The 16,448-nt window shown below is 43.5% G+C and carries 14 protein-coding genes; 2 read left to right on the forward strand and 12 right to left on the reverse strand.

Annotated features, from left to right (window positions below; all coding sequences use genetic code 11):
• Positions 1–2: 2 nt before the first annotated feature.
• The 5 genes from GN112_RS00420 to GN112_RS00440 form a co-directional block, all read right to left on the reverse strand.
• Positions 3–1,250, reverse strand: coding sequence for a hypothetical protein (locus GN112_RS00420; protein WP_155308404.1), 1,248 nt, complete (start codon positions 1,248–1,250; stop codon positions 3–5).
• Positions 1,251–1,881: 631 nt separating this feature from the next.
• Positions 1,882–2,265 carry a GtrA family protein gene (locus tag GN112_RS33510; RefSeq protein ID WP_162458710.1) on the reverse strand — a complete coding sequence of 128 codons (384 nt, stop codon included), beginning with the start codon at positions 2,263–2,265 and terminating at the stop codon, positions 1,882–1,884.
• Positions 2,266–2,742: 477 nt separating this feature from the next.
• Positions 2,743–4,146, reverse strand: coding sequence for a hypothetical protein (locus GN112_RS00430; RefSeq protein ID WP_155308406.1), 1,404 nt, complete (start codon positions 4,144–4,146; stop codon positions 2,743–2,745).
• A gap of 55 nt (positions 4,147–4,201) precedes the next feature.
• Positions 4,202–5,074, reverse strand: a complete 873-nt coding sequence (locus tag GN112_RS00435; protein WP_155308407.1) for a Druantia anti-phage system protein DruA — start codon at positions 5,072–5,074, stop codon at positions 4,202–4,204.
• Positions 5,075–5,120: 46 nt separating this feature from the next.
• Positions 5,121–5,483, reverse strand: a complete 363-nt coding sequence (locus tag GN112_RS00440) for a glycosyltransferase (RefSeq protein WP_155308408.1) — start codon at positions 5,481–5,483, stop codon at positions 5,121–5,123.
• A gap of 162 nt (positions 5,484–5,645) precedes the next feature.
• On the opposite strand from GN112_RS00440, the gene GN112_RS00445 reads away from it, so the two are divergent.
• Together GN112_RS00445 and GN112_RS00450 are read left to right on the forward strand one after the other, a co-directional pair.
• Positions 5,646–7,289, forward strand: coding sequence for an ArnT family glycosyltransferase (locus tag GN112_RS00445; protein WP_162458711.1), 1,644 nt, complete (start codon positions 5,646–5,648; stop codon positions 7,287–7,289).
• Positions 7,290–7,331: 42 nt separating this feature from the next.
• Entirely contained in the window at positions 7,332–8,228 is an 897-nt protein-coding gene (locus GN112_RS00450) for a glycosyltransferase family 2 protein (RefSeq protein ID WP_197743459.1), read from the forward strand.
• A gap of 8 nt (positions 8,229–8,236) precedes the next feature.
• Here the strand turns inward: GN112_RS00450 and GN112_RS00455 are convergent, their stop codons facing one another.
• The 7 genes from GN112_RS00455 to GN112_RS00490 are packed head-to-tail and all read right to left on the reverse strand — an operon-like array spanning position 8,237 to position 16,444.
• Positions 8,237–9,385, reverse strand: coding sequence for a glycosyltransferase (locus tag GN112_RS00455; RefSeq protein ID WP_162458712.1), 1,149 nt, complete (start codon positions 9,383–9,385; stop codon positions 8,237–8,239).
• Positions 9,386–9,400: 15 nt separating this feature from the next.
• Positions 9,401–10,552 carry a glycosyltransferase family 4 protein gene (locus GN112_RS00460; RefSeq protein WP_162458713.1) on the reverse strand — a complete coding sequence of 384 codons (1,152 nt, stop codon included), beginning with the start codon at positions 10,550–10,552 and terminating at the stop codon, positions 9,401–9,403.
• A gap of 40 nt (positions 10,553–10,592) precedes the next feature.
• The gene (locus GN112_RS00470) at positions 10,593–11,774 is read right to left on the reverse strand and encodes a glycosyltransferase family protein (protein WP_155308413.1); all 1,182 of its coding nucleotides are present in this window, start codon (positions 11,772–11,774) and stop codon (positions 10,593–10,595) included.
• Positions 11,775–12,692: an NAD-dependent epimerase/dehydratase family protein gene (locus GN112_RS00475; RefSeq protein ID WP_155308414.1), complete on the reverse strand. Its 918-nt coding sequence runs from the start codon at positions 12,690–12,692 to the stop codon at positions 11,775–11,777.
• Positions 12,689–13,897: a class I SAM-dependent methyltransferase gene (locus tag GN112_RS00480; RefSeq protein ID WP_155308415.1), complete on the reverse strand. Its 1,209-nt coding sequence runs from the start codon at positions 13,895–13,897 to the stop codon at positions 12,689–12,691. The genes GN112_RS00475 and GN112_RS00480 overlap by 4 nt, the downstream gene beginning before the upstream one ends.
• 15 nt (positions 13,898–13,912) lie before the next feature.
• Positions 13,913–15,202, reverse strand: coding sequence for a glycosyltransferase (locus GN112_RS00485; protein WP_155308416.1), 1,290 nt, complete (start codon positions 15,200–15,202; stop codon positions 13,913–13,915).
• Between the two features lie 30 nt (positions 15,203–15,232).
• Complete coding sequence (locus GN112_RS00490; protein WP_155308417.1) at positions 15,233–16,444, reverse strand: glycosyltransferase family 4 protein; 1,212 nt, start codon at positions 16,442–16,444, stop codon at positions 15,233–15,235.
• Between the last annotated feature and the right edge of the window lie 4 nt (positions 16,445–16,448).

Genomic DNA, 16,448 nt, shown 5'->3' on the forward strand with positions numbered 1-16,448 from the left:
TCTTATATAGTATGACGGTTAAAGTTTGCGCGAAAATCGGTGTTGATTGATGTTTCTCTCTTATCCCTTTCGGTACCTATATTGGGGCGATGAGGTATAGATGTATTCATCCTATTGATTCTTTTCATGGCATCATACCAATCATCCTCACTGTAGAAGTAGATATATCGGTTATAAATTTTTAACTCATATTTGTGGGTTGATTTGGCTATTTCTATAATTTGATTTCCAATGCGAGATGTTGTCAACTGGTTTGGGTCTCTAATACTGGAGTTTATACAGATCGCTCTAACTTTCCCTCGTTGTAAATCACCAATAATGTATTTGGGATCCCAGATTCCACGTTTCGCCATATTTGAAAAAATAAATGAGTTAACAAAATATGGTTCACGATTTGATAATATCGAATATGATTGATCTTCACAAAGAATAAAATCTTTTGTATTTCTTAAAATTTCTACAATCTGTTGATCTCGAAAATATGTATTTTTATTAAAAAAGATTGGAATTGGTTTTATAAGTTCAAAAGATAAATAGAAGTGAATGCTAATTAAAATGCAAAAAAATAATGGTAATGCAAATTGGAACGATTGATTATTCTTTAGCCAAAGATTTAGACGGAACCAACCAATACCAAACCATACAGATCCTATGGCGATGAGTTCTGTAAAATAAGCAACGGAGGACCCATCTCTAGCTACAAATAAACAAGACAACAAAATAAAGAATGAATACAAGACAAACAAATTCTTTCCAATCTGATTGGTGAATCGTGGTATTATAGGTTTAAAGTCTATGGTCTTATGCCAGTTCTTAGCAGGATTAAGGAGACGATTGACCACGATTCTGAATATAAGAATAAATATTACCACTACTATCGATAGTATGATAGGAAGGGTAATCACAATGTTTTCTTTAATAAAAAAAATCCAATAAATATAAAGTCGTTTTAGTGAATATTGGCCTATGGAATATAGCCCTACCCATGAGAGATAGGTGCCATTATATATAATATTCATAATCCCGTGTGTTAAGAATACACCAAATAAAAAAAACACTGAAGTATGTACTAAGCGTCGTTGATTCCAAATAATAATCCAACAAAAATAAGCGAAAGCAGACCAGATGGCTGTTTGCTTTGTGAAGGTTCCCAGTACTAAAAAGAATATTGCATATATTTCTATAGAATTTATATTTAAAATCGTATTTTTTTTCTTTCCAAACTTATCTATATTATCGTGGATAATCATATATATTCCGCAAAAAGACAGGAAAACAGAAAATATGTGAGGTCTTGCAAAAATACTCATTCTATTAATATAAGGCGATGAGAAAAATACCATAGCAGCTAATATCGCAGAGCATCTATCTCCAACTAAATCTAGTATATATCTATAAATTAAGCAACCAATGCCTATGGTAGCGAAAAAACATAATATTCTTCCTGGGGTGAGAATGTAATCCCAAATATACCTATTAGGATAGAATTGACAAAGATATAAAAAGGCGGATAGTTGCACCCGACAAGTAGGTTGTTTCCATCAATTGGATTGTAAATATTTTCAAAATCCAATAAAAGGGAGGCATAGCGAAGAATTAACCCCTCTCCGTTTTCTAAAGAGTATGGATAAAATATATTTGCTATATTTGTTATTAAAAAAAGAAGTATGAAATACATGAGAAATATATAGGAAATCAAAAGAAAAATAGAATTGGCATTATCCAAAGTAGCAGTCTTGTTTTTCAAAACGATTTCCTAACGTTTATATCGTATTCTTCATTATGTTGTTTGGATGATATTTAGCCATCATCCGTATCGACAAAAAACGATTTCCTCTTCAATGGGATATTTAAATTTTTGCAGGCCTGGGATAAGAGGTCTTATACGGGTGAATCGTCCGGATTGGCTGATTTGGTTTCCCGCCAGGTCCACAAAGAGTTGCAGAAATAATTGATCAATGTTCCGAAGGCAATGCCCGTCAGGTTGGCAATGATATCGTATAAACCAAAATAGTTGATCAAAAGGAGAAAAACCGCATAGTTCGATAATCCTGCAATGCCTGCCACAATGTGGAAGTTTGTCAATTTTTTAATCAGCCTTTGTTCGTTATGCCTTTTTTTAAAGGTCCATAAATGATTCAAGGAAAAGTTGGAAATGATCGATGTTTCTATTGCGACTGGAGAGGAAAAGGCTGGTTTAAAATGGAACATCCGTGTCAGGATAATGTACAACCCAAGATTGACCAATAATCCGGAGACACCCACAATGCAGTACTTGACGAATTCCTCGGACTGCCTGAAACGGATTTTGGCGATATTGAGAAGGAACTCGATCTGGTCCTTGAAAGACAATTTGGATTCGCCATAAATTCTATCAGGAAAGACGATCGGTACTTCGATGACCCTGGCGCCATTTCTCAGCAGTTCGCAAAGTAGGGACGACTGGAATGAATACCCTCGTGTCGAAAGGAAGCTGAGATTGCATTTTGAAATCAGGTCGGCTTTGATGCACCGGAACCCGGAGGTGCAATCATGAATTCTTGGAATTCCACCGAAAAAACGAATCATCCAGTTGCCGAGCAAACTTATGGCTTTTCTTCTCAATGAAAAATTGGGGGTGGACCCTCCGGGAGCAAATCTAGAGCCGATGATTAAACTGAAACCACGGGTTGCCAGGTAATTAAATGTCGGAATGCATTCCGGGTCGTGTTGCCGGTCGGCGTCCATTGGGTGCAATCCCATTTAGGGGCAAGCTTCAAATGTTCCTCGATTCAGTTGTAGCAAGTGTTCCAGCATATTATCCCAACGCCCGCAAAGTAATGTGCTCCTGAGAAAAAGCATGACCTCAGCGGTCTCACGCTTCCAAAAAATACCCGGCGCTTTCAACCGAAGATTGATCACGCGACGTATCGCGCTTTCAACACAACCGCTGCCGGTCGGCAGATTTAATAACCGAAAGGCCGCATACTGCATGCGGCGGAGATTTTTCACAAAGTAATTGTTGAACTTGTTCAATGCTTTCTTTAGCTTCGACGGATACGTGATGTACTGACGAATCTGATTTCGGATTTCCATCAAATTTCCTTGCCATAACAGGTCCTTCCAATTCTTGAGAATCGCCGTTCGCTCTTTGGCTTCAAGGGTTTTGGGAAGATGATCCGCGACAATATGCAAATTCTGTTTGGCATGGGTATAGTCGATCACTTGGAAACACGTCTTGGCTTCAAGCTTTTCTGCCAGTGAGGAAAATCGTTTCCAATATCTGCGATCGCCATCCGCGCAGAAAATTACTCCGTCGGCCTGGTCAACGCCGATTTGACGAAGATAATCTTCCAATAATTCAAACGCACCGTTGATGTCGGCCATCGTGGCATCGTAAAGCGGGGCAATTTCCTTGATCGGATTTGCCTGGGCGTCGAGCCATTGAATAACGATTTGTGTCGGCTCCCGCCAGTCGGAATAATATCCTCTCCGTTTTTGATGGGAAGCCAACCGCCCCTTTTTGGTCCGGCGTTCACGAAGGCGGCCACCATCAATGCACACGAACAAAACGCGGCCGGTTACATGGTCATTTTCCGATAATGTTATCCGATGCCGATTCTCCATGGAGCGATTGCCCATGTGCATACACAACCGCCGGATCGTTTTAATATCCATGTCGATGCCAACAGAAGACAAGGTCCGATTGGCAATCTCAAATGACGGACACAATAAGCTTGCCTGAACAGACGCCGATGCCAAAACAGCGCTGCAACGATCCATAAAACCCAGATAGGCCAACCCCAGGTGAATACCGCTTTTCGGTTTCCGTTTCTTCCTTTTACGACCACGGCGAGATTTCGGAAGCGCTTTGGCAAAATAAGGGGATTCAATCGGTAGCGATCGGCCGGATAAAAGCCGAATGCTGGTGGGTTTGAATCCCTTGAAGCGAAATCCGAGTTTTGCTGCCAGCTTTTTTACGGCTTTAAAAAAACATGGATCGGAAAACAGATTTTCAATGGAAGATACAATCAAGTCCTCAATTGTGGAGAAGAGGGCTGTGCGCAGATCGATGATCAGCCGGTTGGCATCGGAATGTGTCTGGAAATTGGAAAGGGTTTCATCAATGGTCCGTTGCAGCTTTTGAATATCGACAGTGGTCTCCATGGCTCGCCTCGCAGATAGCAGGTTCTCGAATGCCTGCCGTGCAAGTAGCGAAGCTTCAGCCTGCGGCACATAAGCGCTTTTTGAAATCGGCTGTCAACGGATAAACGTACAGGTCTTTGACCGGCACCTTCAACTTTCGATAGCGATCTTGACGGCTGCGGCCTTTGGTTTGCCCCAATTTTAGCCAGTTGGCAGCCTGATAACAGGTCCCTTCAAAGCGGGAACGATCGACGAAGGTTTCGACCAGGCACAAATCGTGACCATAGCGCGTGGACCAATCGGACCGCAACCGCCTGAGACAAGCGCCCAGAATGAAACTGGCCAAGTTGGGAATGCGAACCCAGGGTAGAATCAAAAACCGGGTGTTGTTGGTCAACAGCTTCAGATTCCCTTGGCGTGTAGCCACGTTCCATCCGATGTAACGGTCTCGTGGTGTTGTTTTCCAGGCTGCCGATCCAAAAAGCAGGCAGGCCAGGGGCCTTTCGTGGCGATCATAGACCATATACTTCATATGCTCGCCAACGTGACCCCGGCACCCCAAATAATGGTAGCGATCCATTAGACAATGAAAAAGGTGATCGTTGTCTGAACGGCCACTGACCATGATGATTTCAACAGGACGAAGATCGTCCAGCACTCCCTCGATGGGGTCGCGACGATGAGGCATGTCAGGTATCTGCCGGGAATGATTTCCCGGTCGCAACGGTGGCGGCAGCACGATGAACTGGCGTTGTTCTAGCTTACGCAACATTGAACGGCAGGCAATATCTTTGGGCTGACCTTTATCGGTGCGCCAATTCCACATTCGGCACAGTTCGATGGATAACCGACTGCGGTGCCAATCCGGATTGTCGGCCATCAGCCGACGAATCAGTTCAATATCTTCGGAAAATAATTTGCGCCCCTGAATGGTCATGCTCTCACTCATGGACGACACCTTATCGAAGATAGCGTTTTGAGTCCAGCTTTATTTTTCAAAGAGCGAGAAAATCGGTACCATTACGCCTGTTAGTAAATTTGCCCCAATTTGGGTTTACACCCGCGTCCATTTCAAAGATCAAATCGGGGGCGAGTTGGCTCATGGCATAAGCCATTCCGCGTTTATAGGCTTCTCCCAACCCTTTTTTTTCTCCAGTGACGAGATGGAGATTGGGGTGTTTGCCCATCATGTCACGAACTTTGTCCTGAGTGCCGTCAGGGGAATCGTCATCGACGACCAGTACATGAAGCTCGTGACTGTCGATTTTTTCCGACTGAGCAAAAATTGCACTGACAACCCAGCGGATATTTTCTGCTTCATTGTAGGTTGGTAGTATGATACAAGTTGTCGGACGCATGTGTGCCTTATCATTATGATGGTTATAAACAGTCTTCAGATGTAAGTATCCGATTTTCGAAAATTTCAATAGATGCGATTTGCCCCGAAAGCAAGCAATAATAAGTGTCTTTTCAGATTGTTATTGACACTCCTCCTCTTGCAGACAGCATTAATCGGATTAATGTCAACAGTGCCCCCTGTAAGTCGGGATGCCCTAACCCATCACCTCGCCGTTCCGAAAATGTGGATCGAGAAAGGCATCTTTAAGGAGTTGCCATCTATCCCGTTTTCCTATTACCCCATGAATCTTGATCTGCTATACATGGTTCCTTTATATTTTGGAAACGACATTGTTCCCAAATACATCCATTTCGCCTTTGCCCTCTTTACGGCGATACTGATCTATACCCATGTAAAACGGCGCTTAGATCGGACATATGGATTGCTAGGCGCCCTCTTTTTCCTCTCAATTCCCGTTATCGTCAAATTATCCACGACGGTATACGTCGATTTGGGCCTAATCTTCTTTTCGGCAGGAGCCTTGTTTTCCTTGATCGGTTGGATCGAAAACGATTGCAGGATTCGATATTTGATCTTGTCGGCCTTGTCTTGCGGGCTTGCCATGGGGACTAAATACAACGGCTTGATCGTTTTTATTCTTTTGTCCTGCTTTGTTCCCGTATTGTATGTAAGAAGGGCGAACGAGGAGGCATTAAATGGAAAACAACCCGTCAACCAGTTCAAGGCGTTGGGTTTTGGCATCGTGTTTGCGGTCGGTTCTCTTTTGGTGTTTTCTCCGTGGATGATAAGAAATTGGTATATGACGGGAAATCCGATTTATCCATTATACAAAAATGTTTTTTCCAACGCTGCCGAAACACAAGAAAAGTATGTGGCTGAGAATGAAGGGGGCGGGGCGCCTGAAAAAGAAAAGAAGCAGTACGCCAATAGCGATTGGACTCATTTTTCTGTCCGGAAGGCTGTCTATGGAGAGTCTTTATGGCAAATTGTCCTGATTCCCATTCGCATATTTTTTGAAGGCGTCGATGACAATCCCAAACATTTTGACGGTCGATTAAATCCATTTCTACTGATTTTACCATTGCTACTGATATGGGGCGGCAAAAAACAAGGCAACGGCCGCCGGTTTGAATCCAAAATCTTGTCGTTATTTTCCATCGCCTATCTGTTGTTCGTGTTTTTCAAAATCGATATGCGCATTCGCTGGATCGGTCCGATCATACCACCCTTGGTGGTTCTTTGCATGTATTCCCTTGCCAACCTGCGACGTTTGGGAGAATCATACGCAGTAAAGTGGAAGGCATCACTTCTCATGGGATTTGCGAGTGTATTTATTATTGCCATGCTCGCTTGGAATGCGCAGTATGTCCACGCACTTTACCGAAAAATCGATCCTGAGCCTTATATTGCCGGAGAAGTTTCCCGTGAAGACTATATTACACGGTTCCGGCCGGAGTATGAACTTATTCGATATATTAACAGCCAACTCCACGAAAATTCAATTATTCTTTGCTTATTTATCGGAGACCGTATTTACTATTTTGACCGACAGATTTATTGGGATCCCAAAATTTTATCCGAAGCGGTGAACGACGCCGATTCCATTGATCAAATTGGTGCAAATCTAAGCAATTTGGGGATAACGCATTTATTAGTACGCTTCGATCTGACGCAATCCTGGATCAAAAGGACCTTCGACCATGAGAATGAAGCACTTTTAAGAACCTATTTCCAAAGACGTGCAACTCAAATCGGCAAACATGGTGGCTATGGATTGTTTGCGTTGAACGCAACGAAAAAATGAGATCAACGGAATCGATAAAAAGGTTTTATGATGGAAAAGATAGTGCCCCCCGAAGTCAGCCTCATTATTCCCGTGTATAATGAGGCCGATAATATTGGATCGCTCCTGCTTGAAATAAAGGAAAGATATCCTGGATTCGAATTGATTGTCGTTAACGATGGTTCCACCGACGATACGGTGCAAGTGGCAAATAAATCGGGTGCAACTGTTTATTCCCACCCTTATAACATCGGTAATGGGGCTGCCGTTAAAACGGGGATTCGTGTCGCAACGGGAAAAATTTTGCTTTTTATGGATGCCGATGGGCAACATCGTCCGGAGGATATCGGCCGAATTTTATCTTTTTTCCCGGACTATGATATGGTTGTTGGATCAAGAGATAGCAAGGGGCAGGCATCTTTCCCTCGTGCGATTGGCAACAAAGTTTATAATTGGCTCGCGTCATACGTTACAAAATTTAATGTGAAGGATCTTACATCAGGATTCCGCGCGATTAAATCGGACATTGCAAGAAGCTATATTTATCTTCTTCCCAATACTTACTCATATCCGACAACGATTAGCTTAGGCGTGCTGCGGGATGGCCGGAGCGTCAAATACCTGCCGATCAAAGCACAAAAGCGGACTTCTGGCAAGAGCAGGATCAGTGTGGTTAAAGACGGAGTACGATTTTTTATGATAATCATAAGAATTTGTACATTATACTCGCCCCTGAGAGTTTTTTTGCCTGTCAGTTTTATCATGTTTATGCTGGGAGTTGTCCGTTACCTTTACTCCTTTGTCACAGAGGGGCGTTTTACCAACATGAGCGCATTGTTATTCATCTCTAGCGTGATCATCTTCATGATGGGGATGGTATCGGAACAGATTTGTCAAATGCGGTTTGAACGCCGGGTTGCCGATCGGCCCGTTACCAGGTATAAAGACGGGAATGAGTAGGTGCTGAATTAACCCTTGCGGATACAATGCAGATGGTCAAGGAAATCGGCACCGATGCATTTCAATGAAAACATGTGCCGGCCCGTTTGCCTAGCCCCCGCTGCTAAATGGTTTCGCAGGGTTGGGGATCTTTCCAATTCACGAATGGCTTCGGCTAGTGCCTGTGGGCTGCCCGAAGGGACGAGACAGGCATTTTCGCCATGTGAAAAAACTTCCCGGATGGCGGGAGAGTCAACTGTTATAAAAGGCACCCCGGCAGCACAGATATCGAATACCTTGGAAGGGATAACTCTGTTCGTTTTTGAGGTCGTTCCAAATATTCCCAGAGATAAGTCGTGTGAACGAATAAAGGGACCCAATTGTTCAGTTGATATCCAATCGATGAATTCAACGTTTTGGAGTCCCCATTTATTGGCCAGAAGCTCCATCGGAGGCCGCAATTGGCCGGTTCCCACAAGAATAAACCGTATGTGTGGTATATCGGCAAGAATGCGGGCAGCCTCGAGAATAACATCAATGCCGTGAAGAGGAATGTAAGTACCGACAAAGAGAACACTGAAGGTTTTTTGTTTAGCGACCTGGTATGGTTCGGCCTGCTGAGCGATGGTTGCGCCAACGAAGACTCGCGCCACCTTTGCAGGATCGACCGCAAAGGTCTCAATCAGATAATTACCGTGGGTATCGGTATCGATCAAGTTCAAATCAGCCAGACGGCAACATGATCGTTCAAACCGATACAGCAGCCGCCCGAAGAAGCTGCCTGAAACGATTAATTCCCTGTCCGCAACCAGTGCTTCACACAGGGGGATAAAAACATCGTAGACGAGCGTCGAATTCCTCCTAAAAAGTCGGTGAAGAATCCATGCCAAATGTACGTGAAAATATCCTGGATGCCCCACGATGATGACATCCGCCTGCGGCAGTCTGATGAATTTCCACGCTAGGCAGACAAAACTGGTCAACAGCTTGAAAAAAAAAAGAAGCGCTTGCAGAGGTTCCTTTACCACGCTCATCCGCTTGAGAAATGAACCCGCGAGTTCGAAATGCGCTTCAATAACATCCACACCATTGCGGCGCAAGGCACGCATCAAATTATTATTTCTTGGATATTCGACGCCTTTGGAGTAAATGCCAAAATAAACAACTTTCAAAATCAACCCTTTTTCCCGCATTTATAAGGCAAAATGCCTTGCTGTGCGCTTTTTTTGCGCCATGACCCTCTCATAAAAAGAAAACGTTTGCCGCATCATGACCGCCTGACTGAAATTGTAAAGGACCCAATCCCGGGATCGTTTTTTTAATGAATTTCTTAGCGATTCGTCTGACAGCAGCAAATCAATTTTTTCAGCCAATATTCCGGGGTTCTGAGGCGGGATCACAAGCCCGCAGTTTCCGACAACTTCGGGAATGGCGCCGGCATTGGTACTGATAACCGGCGTGCCGCATGCCATGGATTCTACTAATGGGAATCCAAAGCCTTCAAGAAGCGATGGTAAAACAAATATATCCGCCAGCGAATAGAGCGCCGGCATCTGCGCATCATCTACATATCCTGCCTCGATAACCTTGTCCACGTTCCTACCCAGGCGATGCAAAAAGGACTGCCTATACCCTTTTTCCCATTTCCCGGCCAGAACGAGTTTGACGTTGTCGGTTTTCAAACGCCGCAACGCGGCAGCCAAATCTTCGAGGCCTTTTCTGGGGGTTGAAAAACCAACATACAGCAAGACCTTTTCATTTGTCAGACCCAATGCCTTGCGCTGGCGCCCGGCATCAACCGGTTTGAAAAAATCAGTATCGATGCCGGAGTAAACCACGTCAATACGTTTCGGGTCGACGCGATAATTCTGGATGAACTCGTTTCGGGTGGCATGGCTGATGGCAAGGCATGCCTCAGCTTTTCCAAGGGCCAGCGTTTCCAATATTTTCGATACCTTGTAGTAGGGATAGCGTTGAATCAAATTCCATAAAGAAGAATGGTAGGGAATTCCCTTTTTCCCTTTAAGGCGTTGATTAAAGGATTGGTGTAGCGTTGCCACAAATCCCTTGGGTGCGGCGTATCCCAGGTGGCCGTCCAGAAAATGGATGATATCGAAATTTTTACGACCTGCCTGCCTTTTTATAAATTGACCGGCGATATAACCGAAAGCAATCCACTGGGAGGGGTCGTGATGGGGAACGGGCAAACGGACCACTCGAATATTGTCGATGTATTCGATTCCCGACAGTCCCGGGGGGCGTGCGGTAATCACAGTCACATTATTACCATCGGCCAGGCCGCGTGCAATCTTTTCCGCATAGACGGTCTGGCCTGAACCGCGCACTGGTATAAAATCATGGTTGACTAGACAGATATTCAATGGGTTACCCGAAACTTTGGTCCAGTATGGTTTCCAGCTTGTGTGCGTAGGCCGTTTTATTGTGAAATGTGAGGTACGCGGTTCTCATCTCCCGGAGTTTTCTTCTGACAGGTTCGTTATGATGAAGGTCAATCAGGAGATCGATAAGACCCGGCGCATGCCAGTCGACAGCGAGTTCGGTCAGATGGTGCCCGGCCAGTTCGGAGGCCATCCAAGTTCCTTTTGAAACCACTGGCATTCTTCCGGCGATGATGCATTCCACAAAAACACCGGATGTCCGCATGGAATGGATGGCAGGGTTGTACGGCAATAGAACGATGTCACATTTGCCGAACATGGAAAGATATTGCTCCTGCGTCAATACAGCGCCTATTTTTTTCAGGTTTACCCCACCCGGGACGGGTTCCAGATCGCATTTTTCACTGACGACAAACAAAAGTTTATTGGCGTTTTCAGAAATTGTATGGGCTATTTTACTTATGATCGCGACATTATAGAGGATGGCATGTTGCTGTCCGGCCATCCAGCAGGTTATCGTATCCTGCCTAGGTGGATCAGATTGACCGGTAGGAATGTCGGTATGCGGTATGGGCATGACCGTTATGGGGTGCCTGAAATATGTAGCGTACCATTTGGCAAACAACTCAGTATCGGACAGGAGTTTGAACCTGCCGGGGGGTAAAAGGTGTTTAATGATTTTTTGCAAACCTGCTTCCAGAAGCCCCCTGAATTTATTAAAACCGGAGAATGAGTGCTCACCACGGCAGAGGAACCATACGGCAAGATTGTTTTTTGCAATTGCGGTGAAGGCGATGGTGAATGCAATCAGCGAGAAGGGGTTAATGGATTCGATGAAGATGATGGTTCTTTTATGGTCAACGTTGGTGGTTAAAAAACGGTAAAAGGGAAGAATGGAGACAAATGCGAGCTTGAGGAAGCTGAGAATGGCTTTCTTGGAAGTCCTGGCAGGTGGCATGGGAAGGCAGCGAAGCCATCCGTCAGGAAACATGGTAGAAGCTGCGAGGTGCGGAACCGCAATTCTATAGGCCCACCCCATTGATTCGACGGCCTCCTGGACTGTCGCATTGTAGATATGATGGTGCCCTTCTCCGATTTTGGTTAAATTGGGAGCGAGAGTGATAAAAAGAGGGCTGATTGTTTTTTTATGCGGCTTGTTGAGTTGCATTTATAGGAGCGCGGCCTGATTTTGCCTGAACCATTGGATCGTTTTTTCTAATCCGATGTCGAGGTCGGTCATATTCGGGTTAGGTATATAATGAAGCAGTTTATCAATTGCAAGACATTTGGACTTCGCACCGACATACCGTTCCGTGTCAAAAACAATTTTATCAAAATCGTATTCGACTATTTCACATATTCGCCGTGCGAAGTGTCGAATCGAATATTCCTTGCCGCTGCCGATGTTGATAATGTCATTCTCGCAGCAGTCATTCAACCGAAGCATTATATCGACGAAGTCTTCGATATAGACGAGCTCGCGCCTTTGCCTACCGTCGCCCCAGAGAATGACCGGTTTTCCATAGAGCTTCCCGCGAATAATTTTCCGAATCAGATCGAAAATAAAATGCATTTGGCGTCCATCCGTGTGATAACCGGGACCGTACAATGTTGATGGTATGACACAAAGGTATCTCAGGTGGTATTGCCGATTCAAAGCAATGAGCCCGGCGTAGAGCATCCGCTTGGTCATGGCATAAGAAAATAGGCTATCAATCGGTTGTCCGGACAGATAGTTTTCCTCCTTAAGCCGTCTATCGGTAGAATAGGAGCAGCTTGTCCCCATGGCAATCAATTTCGCCTGGGGTTGGCAGGCCTGCCACCATGTCAGCAAATGGGTATTTATTTTTTGGTTGATGATCCATTGTTCACCGGGATGCCGCAGACAAAAATCCCCGGCCTGGGTCCAAGCTGCGAGATGAAAAATCAAGTCGTATTTATCGTGTCCCAGATTAAAAATGGCTCTTTCATCGGTCAGGTCACAATTTGTTGAATTGAGACCTAAAATATCATGGCCCTTGTCCTCGAGTTTGTTGCAAAGAAAGGTTCCCAAGAAACCGGACGCTCCGGTAACCAGTATTTTCATTCGTCCGTCTCCACGGGATCGACGGGAAAGTAGAATTCGATCCCCTTGTCCAGAAGGTGTTGGTTGTTTTTCAGAATTTCCTTTTTAAAATTCCATGCCAGCACGAAGTAGATGTCGGGCAATTGCTTCAATTCTTTTTCGATGGCGATGGGGATATGCATACCGGGCGAATAGAGTCCCCGCCTGAGTTCATTTTTTTCCACAAGATAATCAAAATATTGGGTTCCGGTTCCGAAATAATTGAGCATGGTGTTGCCTTTCACAGGGGCTCCGAAACCGTATATGGTTTTCTTTTTGGCTTTTTGGGCATTTAAATAATCGAGTGTAATGCGTTTTTTCTCGGCGATTTTTTTGAAGAATTCCTGATAGGTGGAAAATTCATTGGAATCCTCTTCGATTTCCCGCTGACGCAACTTTATCAATCGTTCCGTTGGGGAGCGGCGACCCGCATGCGTCACGAATCCGATGACCGATCCGCCATGAATCGGTGATACATATGCATCAAACATGGAGAGACCATGGCGGTTCAGCAGTACATCGATAGTATTCAAATTATAGTAAAGCAAATGCTCATGGTAAATCTGATCAAAAGCCAGGTTCTCGACGATACGTTTCATATACAAAAATTGAACGACAAAGACGCCGTTCGAGTCGAGGAGTTCCTTAATGCCCCTGGTGACGGAATGCAGTTCCTCGAGATGGAAAAAAACGCCGGCTGCATTGATGACCTTGAATGTCTGGTTTATCTCCTGGGCCAGGGGAAAATTGAAAAACGCATTGATGGTTTCCACCCCGGTATCGTTTGCGATCCGGGCGATGGTCGTGGATGATTCTACACCCAATACCCGGTAACCCAACTTTTGAAAATGTTTTAACTGAGTCCCATCGTTTGAACCGATGTCCAGTGCGGATTTTTCTTTTTCGTTTTTAAAAAAGACGGCATCGACCGATTTGGCGACTTTCTGAAAGTGATCACTCAGTGACTTGGTAATACCCGAAAGATAGGTATGGTTGCCGAACATGATTTCTTTTTTAACCGTGTGATCGAGCTGGACAGTTTTACAGTCGGCACAGTGCATGACACGCAGCGGATAAAAGGATTCTGTTCCTATTTCCTCCCTTTTCAAGAAATTATTCGCCCAAGGCTGCGCGTTGAGATCAATTGCAAGGCTCAGACGACTGGAATTGCAGATTCGGCATTTCATGATGCACGCTCCAAATTATAATAATATTGCGTGTAAATTTTTGTGGTACGTGTCCAGCCCGTATTTCGTGACGATTGTCGTTGCCGCATTTGCTGATAACTGATTTCTCAGGGGGCTGTTGTTCAACAACCGTAACATTTCCTTGGCAAATATTTGGGGATCATCTTCAACAAGGACATCGTGCCCAGGTATTAAATCGAGACCACGCGCACCGATGGTCGTACTGATAACCGGTCGTCGATGTCCCAGTGCTTCGAGCATTTTAATGCTGATGCCCGAACCGGATAAAAGTGGAATGAATACAATCTTGACGGAATTGTAAAACTCTTCGATCATGTTAACGTATTTGACATATTGAAAATTGTCATCGGAGGAGAAAATTGTCTCTGCAGCGCTGCATACCGAACCTGCAATGAGGCAGCTAAATGCAATTTTGGCCGATTGTAATATAGGAAGTATCTTTTTTTTGAAAAAAAGCAGACCTTCGATATTAAAGATTGATCGGCTTCCGATAAATCCGAAATCGTAATCGCATGTATCCGTTCTCATCGAACGGTTATGATGGGTGTCGATAAACACAGGATTCAAGTATTTTATTTTATATGAAATGTTTTTAATTTTTGCTAAATGCGCTTTTTCTGAAATCGAAGTGACCACTATTTTATCAAAAAAAGATAGAATGTCCAGTTCTTCCTTTTTCATGGCTCCGTAATCAAGAGGCTTTAGTATCGTCAGCAATTTTTTGGATAAGGAACCCGTGTAGGGGCCGTTTAAAAAATCCGACAAAGCGCACCGATCAACTATTTTTTGAATATGATGAAAATGGTCTGCATGAATATCGTGAATATCGATTATCTTAAGAACATCGTGGGTGTCAATTTGACCGATTCCCATGAGCGTAGCACTCGTGATCTTATTGGCGATAATCGTGGAAATATGATTGTTTGATATATAATCATATATCTTGGAATAGTTCTGTCTCTGAAGCCCATTTTCAAAAGCACTCAGTGAAAATAAACTGTTTCGAAAAATGCGACTTATGTATTTTAAAGCTACCGAAAAAAGAAGCTTTCTTTTACAAGAGTAAGTATTGATAATTAAAAATTTTTCTGTAAACTGTTTTAGTTGATGTCGTGCATGTTGAGACCAGTATATATTTAAATAATCAAAGGATAAAAAGAAAACTTTGTAGCCGTATTTATTAAGGTAGTCAAGCCAGGAAAGGTACCTTTCAGAAGATCCATCTCGGACTGGAAAACAGCAACTGTCTACAACAAATAAAACATTTCGATGGTTTTTTATCATATGAGTAAGGTCCTAATATTATAATTGAATTCAACTAATCGTTTCTGATTCATGTTTGTTGTTTTTTATAAGCCCATGTAACGTCTGTTCTATTTTGATAGCGACCTTGTCGATCAAATAATGTTGTTTTACCTTTGAAAGTGCATTTTTTCGAATCGTATTGTAAAGTGTATGATCAGTTAAAATGTATTCTATTTTTTTTGCCAGATCCTTTGGGTCGTCAGGAGAATAGAGAAGACCGGTGATTTGATCTTCAACTATCTCGGATGGACCGCCAATATCGCTGGCGATGACGGGCAACCCTCTTGACATTGCCTCGATGAGTATCAACCCGAATGGTTCTTGGTAAATTGAAGACACGATAAGTAGATCATGCTGGGTGTAAATATATTTTAGATCTTGATAAGATAATTTTCCCTGAAAACGAACTGTTTTCATCAAATTGTATCTGGTTATTAAGGATTTAAGATAAGCGATATAATCTTGGTCACCACTGCCAATGATTGTAAGAACGATATCTTCTGTATAGCATTTCTGAAGATAATGTAACGACATTATAATATTGTGGATGCCCTTGATTTTAGAAAGTCTGCCGACATACAGTAGTCGACCTGAAGGCTTTTTAAAGTCTATTTTTTCTATCAACCAATCATTCGCAATGCCGTTTGGGACAATAGAAATTCTATTCGAAGCGTAACCGGTGGATAGAGCATACTTTTTCATTACGCTGCTGACGCAGAATACATGATCAAAACGGCAATACGCTTTGTTGAATGGAAATGCGGATAAAAAACAATTGCTGATTGTATGCCAGTTAAAAACCTTGTCTTCTACCATTATTACAACTGGAATTGATTCCCTGACCTTGAAGAAAACAGTATGATATGAAATTTCGCGCATATCCCATAAAAACAATATGTCGGGTTTATACCTTTGGATAATCCTTCCAGCAATGATTCCGTTGAAAATTGTCAGGATAGACCGACGGATGGCGCTTAAAATACTGCAGATAAATGGAAATTTGTTGTAAAAAGGTTCATTGAGGTGGTTGTAGTTCAGGTAGTGGAGACTGCGCAGAACACCAGGTTCGGTTTTAGTCTGATGAGTGACCCCATATCTCGAAGAGACAACCTTGATCCGATGGCCTTTTCTGCGAAGGCTGTCGATAAAGGATTTGGCTGCAATTTCATACCCACCTTTGTAAAAGGGAGGATACAGGGATGTAAATGCTAATATTTTCATAGGA

Source organism: Desulfosarcina ovata subsp. ovata (assembly GCF_009689005.1).
GTDB classification, from domain to species: Bacteria; Desulfobacterota; Desulfobacteria; order Desulfobacterales; family Desulfosarcinaceae; genus Desulfosarcina; species Desulfosarcina ovata.